Raw genomic sequence first — 12,363 nt, forward strand, 5'->3', positions numbered from 1 at the left:
CACCTCGACCACGGCCAACCCCGCACCAACACCTACCACCACCCCGAACGCTTCCTCCGCGACACCGACGACGACGACCCCGTTTGACGTAACGACCCGTTTCGCCCGGCTTCGCCGCGCTCACGATCGCCGCGCTCACGATCGCCGCGGGCCTGAGACCATGAAGCTATGTACGACTTGGAAGACACCATCCGGGAGCGGCATTCGACGCGGCTGTTCCTGCCCGACCCGGTGCCGCGCCACCTGGTGCGGGAATCGCTGGAGCTGGCCATGCGCGCGCCGTCGAACTCCAATGTGCAGCCATGGCACCTGGTTTTCGTCGCCGGCGCCGCCCGCGACCGGGTGGTGACCGCGATGCTGGAAAAGGCCCGCGCCGAACCGCCCCGGGTACCGCAGCTGCCTGCCGAGTTCGCCCATTTCCGCAGCGACACCGGCGCACACGTGTACGGCTCGATGGGCATCGCCCGCCACGACAGCGAGGCGCGGCGTATCGCCGTGTTGCGCAACTGGGAGTTCTTCCGCGCCCCGCTGGGTGCCATCGTGTGCATGCATCGCGACCTCGGCTACGCCGACAGCATGGGAGTGGGTATGTTCCTGCAGACCTTGCTGCTCGCCCTGACCGCGCGCGGGTTGGGAAGCTGCGTGCAGGTGGCGATCGCCGGGTACCCCGACGTGGTGCGCGAGCAGCTGAACATTCCGCCGGAGCTGAACATCCTGTGCGGCCTGTCCATCGGCTACTCTGACCCCGATTTCCCCGCCAACAGGTTGCGCATCGGGCGCGACGCGGTGGACGAGCACGCCGTGTTCCTCGACGAGTGAGGACCCCTGGTGACACCCAAAGTCGCCGCTAATCCGCGAAGTTCACGTCCTTGGTGACGGATTTCCACTCTTCGATCGACGATGACAGCGCGGCGAGCTTGTCGCGCATGGCCTTGAGCACGTCACGGCCCAGCAGCAGCCGCAGCGGCGGCTCGTCGAGCGTGGTCACCATCAACACGGCCTCGGCAACCTTCCTCGGATCACCGGGAAGATGATCGGCGAACTGCTTGATCAGGTCCTTGCGCGCCGCCACGTCGACGTAATCGGCGATCGGGGTACCCGACTCCTTCATCGATCGCGTCGCCCAGTCGGTGCGGAAGGCGCCCGGCTCGACGGCGGTCACCTTGATCCCCAGCGGCCGCACCTCGGTGGCGAGCGCCTCGGTGATCGCCTCCAGCGCGAACTTCGTCGACGAGTAATAGGCGTTCGGTGGATTGGCGACCAGGCCGGTCATCGAGGACATGTTGATGATGTGCCCGGAGCGACGGGCGCGCATCGCCGGCAGCACCGCCTTGATCATGTTGACCGCGCCGAAGTAGTTGACCTCGAACAGCTGTCGAACCTCGGCGTCCTCGCCCTCCTCGACGGCGGACAGGTAGCCGTGGCCGGCGTTGTTGACCAGGACGTCGATGCCGCCGAACGCCGTGTCGGCCGCCGACACCGCCGCCGCGATCTGCTCGGGGTCCGTCACGTCGAGCGTGACGGCCCTCGCCCGGTCACCGAACTCGTCGGCGAAGTCGCGCACCGAGTCGGCGCGGCGCGCGGTCACCACCGCGCTGTGGCCCGCTTCCAAAGCGGCCCGGGCGATTTCGCGACCGAAGCCGGTCGAGCATCCGGTGATCAGCCAGCGCGCCATCTCAGGCCGACCCTTCCGGCAGGCGCCGCAGATACGCGGTGCGCCGGTCGGCGAGTTGCGCCGCACGCTCCTGCGGGCTCACCGATGGCAGTTGTGGCACCTCGGCGTCGAGCCGGTCCAGCTTGACCACCCGGCCGCGTGCGCCGAGGTCTTCGCGGGGACCCGTCTCACCGAATTCGGCCATGCGCAAGGTCAGAATGCCCTCGAGCAGCCCGTCGGAGTCGATCCAGTTGGCCACTCCGGGGTCGGTCGGTGCGATCACGTAGGTGTAGCTGCCGTCCTCGTTGGCCAGCGATTGCGCCTTGTTGAGGCTGCCGGCGCGGTCGAGGATGTCCAGCGTCGTGCCCCAGATGTTGCTGAGCGGCACCGTGAAGTATTCGGCCCCACCGTCGTTGAGGTCCACCACGAACGCCTCGTCGGGTGCGAGGTCGAAGCGACCCATGACGTAGACCTGGTTGCGCATCGCGCCGACCTTGTCGGCCGACCAGGCCAGGTTGAAATGGTTGGCTGGCATCTTGTACACGCCATGGCTGAGCTTGCCGGTGAAGTTGGCGAAGTACTCCATCATCGCCGCGGTGGCCTCGGCCTGCTCGTCGAGCGTGCGCGCCGGTGCGGCCGGCGGCCCGCCAAGGCGTTGCACCTCGAGGTGATTGGGGTCGTCCCGGCCCCAGTCCAGCAGCACGTCGCGGATGTAGAACTCGTGCGCCTCGGGGGTGGTTTGCACGTGGTTGGGCCGCCCGCCCGCGGGGTCGGAGTCCACGGTGATGGTGAAGCTGCCGTCGGAATCGACCCGCATGGTGCGGCCGTTGAGCACGTCGACGGTGCCCATGCGCGCGTCCCACAGCGTGAAATAGTTCTCGGTCATCCGGTGCTCGCCCACCCGGCCGCGGATTTCGTAGCGCTCGTCGCCGGAGATCGGGATCACCCGGTACACGCTGTCGGGATTGTCGATGCCCCAGCGTGATCCGGGGATGCGCCGGCCGTCGACGGGGTGCGCCAGCCGGGTGATGCAGCTGACCTTGGGCCGCAGCTTGTCCTGGTTGGACGACCACACCGCCGCCGAGAACATCACCTCGGCGAACGCGTCGTCGAACCGCTCCCGCATCGCCTGCGACGCCTTGGCCCGGCCCAGCCAGGTCTCGGCCACCGATCGATAGGCGGCCTTCACGACCGGGTGCTCGATCAGCTCGAGTGCGGCCAACTCCTGTTCGTGCTGCGAGGCTGTCGCGACGGGGTCATCAGGCATGCGCTGCTCCTCCGATATATTGCCCAAAGCGCTTGTTATACAACGTGAATCGCTCGTCGACCTGCTCTGGGCGCAGGCCGTAGTCCGGTAAGCCATAGGGCGGCCGCGCCGCCTCGCGGGGACGCCCGTCGAGCCAGCGCCGCATCGCGTCCTCGGCCTCGGCCGTGAGCGGAATCCCGACGGCTTCGTAGACGCGTGCCACCTGGCCAATCGGGTCGGCGACCGCGTCGTCGAAGCCGATGTCGGTGACGCGGTCACCGTCATCGGACCAGCCGTCGCGGGAAGCCATCGCCCGATCGTTGGCCCAGCCCATCCGCTCCAGCCATTGCGCGCCGACCCGGTGCGCATCGACGGCGTCGGCGTGCATCGCGTGCAGGGTGGCGTTCAGGCTGGCCCCCGAAGCGATCGTGGTTCGCGGATCGCGATGCATGTGCACGATGTGCAGACCGGGGAACTGCGCACGCAGTGAATCCAAATAGCCAAGGTGGGCCGGCGATTTGAGCACCCAACGCCGGCCGTCGAGCCCGCGCCGGCGCTTCTGCCACTGCACGAACTGCAGCATGCGGTGCAGATACTCGTAGGCGGGGGTGAAGTCCTGCGCGTCGAGCCAGGATCGGTAACGGGGTAGGTGCGCACCGGATTCGGGGACATGGGACAGGAACGCGTCGGCCAGGAAGACGATCTCCTCCTCGGCCTCCCGCGCGTACATCGGATGGATGGCGAACAGTTCCGGCGCCAGCTCGCGCGACTTCGCCTCGCGCCCTTCGCTGATCGCGATCCGCGGATCGACCCCGGTGAATTCATAGTCCAGCCGGGGCGCGACCTCGACGACCTCCCAGCCGTAGGCGCAGACGAAGCGCGGGTCGGCGGCCAGCAGGCGCTGCAGCAGCGTGGTGCCGCTCCGCATCATCCCGACGACGACGATCGGCGGGGCGACGCGCTCGCCGAGGATCTCCGGGTGACGGCGCATCCACTCCTGGGCGCGCAGTCGCATGCGCAGGCTGTGCACGATGCCCGAGCGCAGGATGTGCACGCCGATCGGGTTCAGATCGGCGGCCCCGTAGTCGTCGAGCAACACCCGCAGCGGGCCTTCGAATTCGCCCGGGCCCCAGTCGGTGAGCGCCTCCTTGCGCTGGGCGTCGGCCATGACCGAGGCTGGGTCGAAAGCACGGTCGAACGGGGCGTCCACGCGCTCAGAACTTCAAATGCCGGCTGACGTCGCCGACCTGGTCGACGAACATGGTGCGGCTGTCGAACCGCCAGGCGCCGTCCACCCTCTTGAACGTGTCCTTGTAGTGCCCCGTCACGATCACCTGCAGCGGCAGTTCGGCAGTGGCCTGGGTGACGCAGTAGTAGGACGTGCTGCGGGCGGTTCCCGCCGCCTCGTCGATGTGCAGCTGCACGTTGGTGGTGTTGTGTTTGGTCTTGGGGGTGCCGTCTTCGTAGATGCGCGTGGCCATCTCATACATCTCGCGCACCCGGGCGGCGCCGGCGAACACCGTCTCCGGCGGCCCGTCCTCCACGCCGCAGATGCGGCCGTGCTCGAAGAGCCGGGCGACCCCGTCCAGGTCGCCACCGTCGAGAAGCTCGGCGTAGGTGTAGATCAGGTTGGTGATTTCTGTTGCGCTGTCACTCATGTGGACCACCCGTCGAACCCATGTCCTCCGCTTCCGCGAACAATGGTGGCAGAACCGGTCCAATTTACATAGAACCGACCATTACTCTTGATCGCCGTGACCCTACCTTGGACGCCGAGCCGGCTCGGCAACCTGACCGGCAAACGAATCGTCGTGACCGGAGCCACCAACGGCGTCGGGCTCGGGACCGCCCGCGCCTTGGCCAAAGCCGGCGCCCACGTGATCATGGCGGTGCGCAACACCGAGCTGGGCGAGCAACGCGCCACTGAAATCTCTGCGATGGGCGGCTCGACCGCGGTGGCCAGGGTCGACCTCGCCGACCAGGCCTCGGTGCGCGCCTTCGCCAGATCGATCGACGACGACGTCGACATCCTGATCAACAACGCCGGCGCCCTGACCGAACGCCGCACCGAAACGGTCGACGGATTCGAGAAGACGCTGGCCACCAACCTGCTCGGCCCGTTCGCCCTGACCAACCTGCTCCTGCCCAGGGTGCGCTCGCAGATCATCAACGTCGGCTCCGACGCGCACCGGTCGGCGACGCTGCACCTGGACGACCTGCACCTGCGTCGGCACAAATGGACCCGGCTGGGCGCCTACGCGCAGTCCAAGCTCACGGTCATGCTCTGGGGCCTCGAGCTGGACCGCAGGCTGCGTGCGGCCGGGTCGCCGGTGGTCACCCAGCTCACCCATCCGGGCTGGGTGGCGTCGAACCTGTCGCAGCTCGGCGACTCGCCGCTGATGGCGGCCGCCCACAAGGTGGTCAAGGTGGTGGCCGACCGGCTGGCCAACGACATCGACGAGGGCGCGGCCCCCACGCTGTACTGCATCAGCGAACCGTTGCCGCCCGGCAGCTACGTCGGGGTCACCGGGAGATTCGGGCTGCGCGGCGGCCCGGTGCTGATCGGCCGGTCGCCGGTGGCGTGCGATTACGACGCGGCCGCCCGCCTGGTGGCCTTCGCCGAGCAAGAGACCGGCACGAAGTTGGAGGTGTAGCCATGGGCGAACTCGACAACAAGGTCGCCGTCATCACCGGTGCGGCGCGCGGCCAGGGCCGCAGCCACGCGGTGGCCTTCGCCGAGCAGGGCGCCGACATCATCGCCGTGGACATCTGCACCGACATCGACGCGATTCCCTACCCGCTGGGCACCAAATCGGACCTCGACGAGACCGCCCGGCTGGTCGAAGCCGCGGGCCGCCGGGTGGCGCCGGTCGTCGCCGACGTCCGCGACCTGGCGCAATTGGAGGCCGCGGTGCAAAGCGCTATCGACGACGTCGGGGAGGTGGACATCGTCGTCGCCAACGCCGGGGTGGTCGCCATCGGTGACCGCGAAGCCCACTCGGAACCGGTGTTCAACACGATCGTCGACACCAACCTCAAGGGCGTGTGGCACACGTTGCTGGCGACCGTGCCCTCGATCATCCGCAAGGGGCAGGGCGGGTCGATCGTGCTGGTCAGCTCGTCGCAGGGGCTGACAGGCCGGGGCGGCGACGGCAGTGCGGCGATGTTCGCCTACGCGGCGTCCAAGCACGGGGTGGTGGGGTTGATGCGGTCAGCGGCCAATGCCTACGCGCCACACAAGATCCGGGTCAACTCGGTGCACCCGAGCGGCGTCATGACCCCGATGATCCTCAATGACTTCGTCGTCAACCGGATGCTGGAGAATCCGAACCCGGCCGTCTCGCAGATGTTGCTGCCCGACGTGCCGCTGGTCGAAGCGCAGGACGTGACCGAAGCGGTGCTGTGGCTGGTCGGTCCCCGCGCCCGCTACGTGACGGGCGTGTCGATACCCGTCGACGCCGGGCACGTGGTGATGTAGCCGCGAACGGGCTAGCCCCGAACGACCTTGCCGGCCTTGATGCACGACGTGCAGGCGTTGAGGCGCTGCTTGTTGCCGCCCGGGCGGGTGACAACGTGCACGGTCTGGACGTTGGGGTCCCACCGGCGGCTGGTGCGGCGGTGGGAGTGCGACACCGACTTGCCGAAGCCGGGGCCTTTCCCGCAGATGTCGCACACAGCGGCCATTGTTCAAGCTCCTCAAATCTCGGGGGTCCGGCTCGGCGGTCTGACACGGGGCCGGGAAAGCCCGGCTGACCCGGGCCCAACCAGGATACCGACTCCGGTGGCAACCACCAAAACGATCGCCACCACTGTCGCCCCGTCTGGCTAGGCTCAATGGGTCGGATCGACCCGCCCGCGGGGTGGTGGTCACGGGCGGCCGTCGCCCGAGTCGCCGGGCTACGCTGGCGCCCACCGGGGGGCGGGTTGTGGAGGAGGTGGCTGACACTGGGAACGTCGGAACGTCTGCTCGACGCGATCGCCCTACGGGATTGGGCGCACACCGCCGTCAGTGACCTCATCACCCACATCGACGAGATCAACCGGCTTAACGTCTTTCCGGTCGCCGACTCCGATACCGGCGCCAACATGCTGTTCACGATGCGTTCGGCGCTGGCCGAGGCGAACGCCGGCGTGAATTCCGAGGGCGGCTCGGCCTGCGTCGCCCGGGCCGCCGCCGCGATGTCGGCCGGCGCCCTGAACGGCGCGCGCGGAAATTCCGGGGTGATCCTGTCGCAGATTCTGCGCGGAATCGCCGACGTCACCGCCGTCGCGGCCGCCGATTCCGGCGGTGAGCTGCCGCACATCGATGCCGCCCTGCTGGGGGCGTCGTTGCGGCGCGGCGTGGACCTGGTCATCGCCTCGATGGGCGGGGAGGAGATCCCGGGGACCATCGTCTCCGTGCTGCGGTCAGCGGCCGACGCCGTCGGGGAGTGCGCCCAGGCCGGGGACGGCCTCACCCCGGCGATCATCGCCGCCGGCGACGCCGCGGTCGTCGCGCTGGAGAAGACGACCGAACAGCTCGACGTGCTCGCCGACGCCGGCGCCGTGGACGCCGGCGGCCGGGGCCTGCTCGTCCTGCTCGACGCCCTGCGCACCACCGTCACCGGTCAGGCGCCCGCCCGAACCGTGTACGAGCTGTCACCGCGGGCGCCGCAACCGGACGCCGCCGCCGAACGCCCCGCGCCGCAATTCGAGGTGATGTACCGCTTGGACGGCTGCGATGCGGCCGCCGCGGACGCGCTGCGGGACCGGCTCGGGGAGCTGGGCGATTCCGTGGGCATCGCGGCCGCGACGTCGTCGGCCGAGCGCACGTACTCGGTCCATGTGCATACCGACGACGCCGGCGCCGCGGTCGAGGCGGGGCTCGCGGCGGGGCGGCTGAGCCGCATCGTGATTTCGGCGCTGAGCTCGGGCGCCGCCGGACTGCCGGTCGGCGGCTGGACGCGGGAGCGGGCGGTGCTGGCCGTCGTCGACGGCGAGGGTGCCGCCGAGCTGTTCGGTGGGGAGGGCGCGTGCGTGCTGCGGCGCCATCCGGCCGCCGGCGACGAGGAGAACATCAGCGCGCACCAGCTGATGCGCGCGGTCATCGACACCGGCGCCGCGCAGGTGATGGTGCTGCCCAACGGATACGTGCCCGCCGAGGAGCTGGTGGCCGGATGCACCGCGGCGATCGGCTGGGGGATCGACGTCGTGCCGATCCCGACGGCGTCGATGGTGCAGGGGCTGGCAGCGCTGGCCGTGCACGAAACCGGCCGGCAGGCGGTGGACGACGGCTACACCATGGCCCGCGCCGCCGGTGCGGCCCGGCACGCGTCCGTGCGCATCGCGACCGAAAGCGCGTTGACCTGGGCCGGCCGCTGCCAGCCGGGGGACGGGCTGGGCATCGCGGGCGACGAGGTGCTGATCGTGGCGGCCGACGCGATCGGGGCGGCCATCGGCCTGCTTGATCTGTTGCTGGCGTCCGGCGGGGACCTGGTGACGGTGCTGGTCGGCGCCGCCATCGAATCGGAAGAGGACGTCGCGGCCGTGAGCGGCATCCTGCAGAAGCACATGCACGATCACCACCCGGGCACCGAGCTGGTCACCTACCGCACCGGCCACCGCGGTGACGCGCTGTTGATCGGGGTCGAGTAGCCGTGGCGTCGCTGGCCGACCGGCTGGACTTCGTGGTGGGCGCCAAGGCCGCCGATCAGCTCGACGAGGAGTTGGGCATCCGCACCGTCGACGATCTGTTGCGCCACTACCCGCGCAGCTACACCGAGGGCGCGACCCGGTGGGACGCCGACGACCAGCGCCCACCGGCCGGCGAGCACATCACCATCGTCGACACGATCACCGAGACCAAGACCTGGCCGATGAAGAAGACCCCGAAGAAGGTCTGCCACCGGATCACCCTCGGCGCCGGCCGCAACAAGGTGACCGCCACGTTCTTCAACGCGAACTATCTGAAGAAGGACCTGACCGAGGGCACCAAGGTGATGCTGTCCGGGGAGGTCGGGTTCTTCAAGAACGTCATGCAACTGACGCACCCGGCCTTCCTCATCCTCGATTCCCCGGACGGCAAGAACCGTGGCACCAGCTCGCTGAAGAACATCGCGATCGCCTCCCAGGCCACCACCGGCGAGGTGCAGATGGCGGCGTTCGAGCGCGCCTTCTTCCCGATCTATCCGGCGACCACGAAGGTGCAGAGCTGGGACATCTTCAGGTGCGTGCGCCAGGTACTCGACGTCCTGGACCCGGTCGACGACCCGCTGCCCGCGGACCTGTGCAGCCGCCACGGCCTGGTCTCCGAGGACCGCGCGTTGCGCGACATCCACCTGGCCGAAGACTCCTCGGCGCGGCGGCGGGCGCGGGAGCGGCTGACGTTCGACGAGGCCGTGGGGCTGCAGTGGGCGCTGGTCACCCGGCGGCACAGCGAGCTGTCGGAATCGGGACCCCCGGCGCCGCCGCGCCCCGACGGCCTGTCCGCGGAACTGCTGGGGCGCTTGCCGTTCGAGCTGACCGCCGGGCAGCGCGAGGTGCTCGACGTGTTCGCCGGGGAACTCTCGGCAACCCGGCCGATGAACCGCCTGCTGCAGGGCGAGGTCGGCTCGGGCAAGACGATCATCGCGGTGCTGGCGATGCTGCAACTGGTGGACGCCGGTTACCAGTGTGCGCTGCTGGCGCCGACGGAAGTCCTTGCGGCCCAACATCTTAGGTCCATCAATGACGTGCTGGGCCCGCTGGCGATGGCTGGCCAGCTCGGTGGCGCGGACAACGCAACGCGGGTGGCCCTGCTCACCGGTTCGATGACCGCGGCGCAGAAGAAGCAAGTCCGCGACGAGGTGGCGAGCGGCCAGGCCGGGATCGTCGTGGGCACTCATGCGCTGTTGCAGGACGCGGTGGAATTCCACAACCTGGGCATGGTGGTTGTCGACGAGCAACACCGGTTCGGGGTCGAACAGCGAGACCAGTTGCGGGCCAAGGCCCGTCCCGGTGTGACCCCGCACCTGCTGGTGATGACGGCGACGCCGATACCGCGCACGGTCGCATTGACCGTCTACGGCGACCTGGAAACCTCGACGCTGCGCGAACTTCCGCGCGGACGCCAGCCGATCACCAGCAACGTGATCTTCGTCAGGGACAAGCCCGCGTGGCTCGACCGCGCCTGGCGGCGCATCACCGAGGAGGTCGCCGCCGGCCGGCAGGCCTATGTGGTGGCGCCCCGGATCGACGAGACCGACGAGCCGGAGAAGCAGGAGCAGGACGCGAGACCGTCGGAGACGGCCGAGGGACTCTACGCGCGGCTACGTGCGCGCGAGCTGGCGAACCTGCGCCTCGGGCTGATGCACGGCCGGCTGTCCGCCGAGGAGAAGGACGCCGCGATGGCGGCGTTTCGCGCCGGTGAGACCGATGTGCTGGTGTGCACCACGGTGATCGAAGTGGGCGTGGACGTCCCCAACGCCACGGTGATGCTGGTGATGGATGCCGACCGGTTCGGCATCAGCCAGCTGCATCAGCTGCGCGGCCGCATCGGCCGCGGCCGGCACCCGAGTCTGTGCCTGCTCGCCACCTGGGTCTCGCCGGGGTCGCCCGCGGGCCGGCGGCTCTCGGCCGTGGCCGCGACCCAGGACGGGTTTGCGCTCGCCGACCTCGACCTCAAGGAACGCCGGGAAGGAGACGTCTTGGGCCGCAATCAGTCCGGTCGTGCGATCAACCTGCGCCTGCTCTCGCTGGCCGACCACCGCGACGTCATCGAGGCCGCGCGGGACTTCTGCGTCCGAAGCTACGACGAAAATCCGTGCAGCCCCGAATTGGCCTTGCTGGCAGCGCCTTTCGTCACCACCGACCGGATCGAATACCTGGACAAGTCGTGACCGCCGGCGACGATGCAGAGCGAAGCGATGAGGAGGAGCGGCGCTTGTGAACCGCAAAGTGCTGCTGTGGTTGTCCGCGGCCGCGGCGCTCGCCCTGCTGGTGGCCTACCAGACGGTCGGATCCTCGACGGCCAGGCACGCGGACGAATACGCCGCGCGCGCCGACGTTCCGACCGTGCAACCGGGCGCCGACGTGCTCGCGGGTATCGCGGTGCTGCCGCTGCGGGCGCACCGGTACGACTACCGCAGGGCGGCGTTCGGCGACGCGTGGGACGACGACAACGACGCCCCGCTGGGCCACAACGGCTGCGACACCCGCGACGACATCCTCAACCGCGACCTCGTGGACAAGACCTATGTGTCGACCAAGCGGTGTCCGGACGCGGTGGCCACCGGCACCCTGCACGACCCGTACACCAACAAGACGATCGCCTTCCAGCGGGGCGCCAAGGTCGGCGAGGCGGTGCAGATCGATCACATCGTCCCGCTGGCCTACGCCTGGGACATGGGCGCCTACAACTGGCCGGACGGGGAGCGGCTGCGGTTCGCCAACGATCCGGCCAACCTGCTGGCCGTCGACGGGCAGGCCAATCAGGACAAGGGCGACGCCTCGCCGGCGCAGTGGATGCCGCCGAACGCGGCGTTCGCCTGCCAGTACGCAATGCAGTTCATCGCCGTGCTGCGCGGCTACGCGCTGCCGGTGGACCAGGCGTCGACCGGTGTGCTCCGCCAGGCGGCGGCCACCTGCCCGGCGGGTTAGCTCAGGCGCCCTCGAAGGTGTTGGGATCCGGGCGCAGCCGGGTGCCGTCGTTGAGCCCGTTGATCGCGTCCATGTGGTCGGCGGCCAACTCGAAGTCGAACACGTCGAGGTTGCCGGCGATGTGCTCGGGGTTGGCGGACCGGAAGACCACCGCGTTGCCCAGCTGCAGGTTCCACCGGAGCAGCACCTGAGCCGGCGTCTTGCCGTACTCGCCGGCGACCGAGGTCACCGTCGGGTTGTCCGTGAGCTTGCCGAGCGCCAGCGGTGTGTAGGCCTGGGTGACAACGTTGTGCTCCGCGTTGGTCTTGCGGACGTCGGCCTGGTTCAGCAGCGGGTGCAGCTCGACCTGGTTGACCGCCGGGGTGACGAAGGTCAGGTCGATGACGTCGGTGACGTGCTGCTCCGTGAAGTTCGAGACACCGATCGAGCGCGCCAGCCCGTTCCCGCGGCACTGGATCAGCCCGCCGAACGAGTTCACGTACTCACCGCGCGACGGCACCGGCCAATGGATCAGGTACAGGTCGACGTACTCCAGGCCGAGCCGCTCCAGGCTTTCCTTGCAGGCCTCCTCGGCCCGCAGGAACCCATGGTCGGCGGCGGCCAGCTTGGTGGTGACGAACAGCTCGGCGCGGGGGATCCCGGAGGCCGCGATGGCACGGCCGACGGCGGCCTCGTTGCCGTAGGCCGACGCGGTGTCGACCAGGCGGCAGCCCATCTCCAGCGCCGCGGAGACCGCCCGTTCCGTCTCGTCCTCGGACAGGTCAGCGACGCCCAAGCCCAGCACCGGCATCGTGTTTTCGTCATTAAGAGCTATCGAGGGCACGGCAGCGCCCGACTCGCCAGCCAA

The 12,363-nt window shown here is 69.3% G+C and carries 13 protein-coding genes; 7 read left to right on the forward strand and 6 right to left on the reverse strand.

All coding sequences use genetic code 11. The annotated features are described in order from the left end of the window. Both A5701_RS28760 and A5701_RS06150 read left to right on the forward strand, forming a co-directional pair. Positions 1–87, forward strand: an 87-nt coding sequence (locus tag A5701_RS28760; protein WP_231972772.1) for a hypothetical protein, incomplete at its 5' end; no start/stop codon positions are given. 81 nt (positions 88–168) lie between these two features. Further along, positions 169–819 carry a nitroreductase gene (locus A5701_RS06150; protein ID WP_067749862.1) on the forward strand — a complete coding sequence of 217 codons (651 nt, stop codon included), beginning with the start codon at positions 169–171 and terminating at the stop codon, positions 817–819. Positions 820–847: 28 nt separating this feature from the next. Here A5701_RS06150 and A5701_RS06155 read toward each other — a convergent pair whose 3' ends face one another. Genes A5701_RS06155 through A5701_RS06170 form a run of 4 tightly spaced genes read right to left on the reverse strand, consistent with a single transcriptional unit; the run spans position 848 to position 4,558 of the window. Beyond that, a complete protein-coding gene (locus A5701_RS06155; protein ID WP_067749864.1) occupies positions 848–1,675 on the reverse strand; it encodes an oxidoreductase in 828 nt (275 codons plus the stop codon). 1 nt (position 1,676) lies between these two features. After that, positions 1,677–2,921 (reverse strand): hypothetical protein, encoded by a 1,245-nt coding sequence (locus tag A5701_RS06160; RefSeq protein WP_067749866.1) that lies wholly within the window; start codon positions 2,919–2,921, stop codon positions 1,677–1,679. Next, complete coding sequence (locus A5701_RS06165) at positions 2,914–4,068, reverse strand: sulfotransferase (RefSeq protein WP_067749902.1); 1,155 nt, start codon at positions 4,066–4,068, stop codon at positions 2,914–2,916. Before A5701_RS06165 ends, A5701_RS06160 begins: the two co-directional genes overlap by 8 nt. A 46-nt stretch (positions 4,069–4,114) precedes the next feature. Next, a complete protein-coding gene (locus A5701_RS06170; RefSeq protein WP_067749867.1) occupies positions 4,115–4,558 on the reverse strand; it encodes a nuclear transport factor 2 family protein in 444 nt (147 codons plus the stop codon). Positions 4,559–4,654: 96 nt separating this feature from the next. Between A5701_RS06170 and A5701_RS06175 the strand changes: the two genes are divergently transcribed. After that, complete coding sequence (locus A5701_RS06175) at positions 4,655–5,554, forward strand: SDR family NAD(P)-dependent oxidoreductase (protein WP_067749904.1); 900 nt, start codon at positions 4,655–4,657, stop codon at positions 5,552–5,554. A gap of 2 nt (positions 5,555–5,556) precedes the next feature. Beyond that, on the forward strand, positions 5,557–6,378 hold the full coding sequence (locus A5701_RS06180) for a mycofactocin-coupled SDR family oxidoreductase (protein WP_067749868.1): 822 nt from the start codon (positions 5,557–5,559) through the stop codon (positions 6,376–6,378). A gap of 11 nt (positions 6,379–6,389) precedes the next feature. Here the strand turns inward: A5701_RS06180 and rpmB are convergent, their stop codons facing one another. Next, a complete protein-coding gene (gene rpmB / locus A5701_RS06185) occupies positions 6,390–6,584 on the reverse strand; it encodes a 50S ribosomal protein L28 (protein WP_067749870.1) in 195 nt (64 codons plus the stop codon). Between the two features lie 261 nt (positions 6,585–6,845). On the opposite strand from rpmB, the gene A5701_RS06190 reads away from it, so the two are divergent. The 3 genes from A5701_RS06190 to A5701_RS06200 are packed head-to-tail and all read left to right on the forward strand — an operon-like array spanning position 6,846 to position 11,516. Beyond that, positions 6,846–8,534: a DAK2 domain-containing protein gene (locus A5701_RS06190; protein WP_067749908.1), complete on the forward strand. Its 1,689-nt coding sequence runs from the start codon at positions 6,846–6,848 to the stop codon at positions 8,532–8,534. A 2-nt stretch (positions 8,535–8,536) separates the two neighbouring features. Continuing rightward, positions 8,537–10,756 (forward strand): ATP-dependent DNA helicase RecG, encoded by a 2,220-nt coding sequence (gene recG, locus A5701_RS06195; RefSeq protein WP_067749871.1) that lies wholly within the window; start codon positions 8,537–8,539, stop codon positions 10,754–10,756. A gap of 46 nt (positions 10,757–10,802) precedes the next feature. Then, a complete protein-coding gene (locus tag A5701_RS06200; RefSeq protein ID WP_067749872.1) occupies positions 10,803–11,516 on the forward strand; it encodes an HNH endonuclease family protein in 714 nt (237 codons plus the stop codon). 1 nt (position 11,517) lies between these two features. Here the strand turns inward: A5701_RS06200 and A5701_RS06205 are convergent, their stop codons facing one another. Continuing rightward, positions 11,518–12,363 (reverse strand): aldo/keto reductase, encoded by an 846-nt coding sequence (locus A5701_RS06205; RefSeq protein ID WP_156669945.1) that lies wholly within the window; start codon positions 12,361–12,363, stop codon positions 11,518–11,520.

The sequence above is a fragment of the Mycobacterium sp. E3305 genome, from assembly GCF_001666785.1.
Taxonomy (GTDB): Bacteria; Actinomycetota; Actinomycetes; order Mycobacteriales; family Mycobacteriaceae; genus Mycobacterium.

Coding starts and splice junctions, on each gene's coding strand:
- A5701_RS06150 (WP_067749862.1), top strand. CDS start 169: ATGTACGACTTGGAAGACACCATCCGGGAGCGGCATTCGACGCGGCTG.
- A5701_RS06155 (WP_067749864.1), bottom strand. CDS start 1,675: ATGGCGCGCTGGCTGATCACCGGATGCTCGACCGGCTTCGGTCGCGAA.
- A5701_RS06160 (WP_067749866.1), bottom strand. CDS start 2,921: ATGCCTGATGACCCCGTCGCGACAGCCTCGCAGCACGAACAGGAGTTG.
- A5701_RS06165 (WP_067749902.1), bottom strand. CDS start 4,068: ATGGCCGACGCCCAGCGCAAGGAGGCGCTCACCGACTGGGGCCCGGGC.
- A5701_RS06170 (WP_067749867.1), bottom strand. CDS start 4,558: ATGAGTGACAGCGCAACAGAAATCACCAACCTGATCTACACCTACGCC.
- A5701_RS06180 (WP_067749868.1), top strand. CDS start 5,557: ATGGGCGAACTCGACAACAAGGTCGCCGTCATCACCGGTGCGGCGCGC.
- rpmB (WP_067749870.1), bottom strand. CDS start 6,584: ATGGCCGCTGTGTGCGACATCTGCGGGAAAGGCCCCGGCTTCGGCAAG.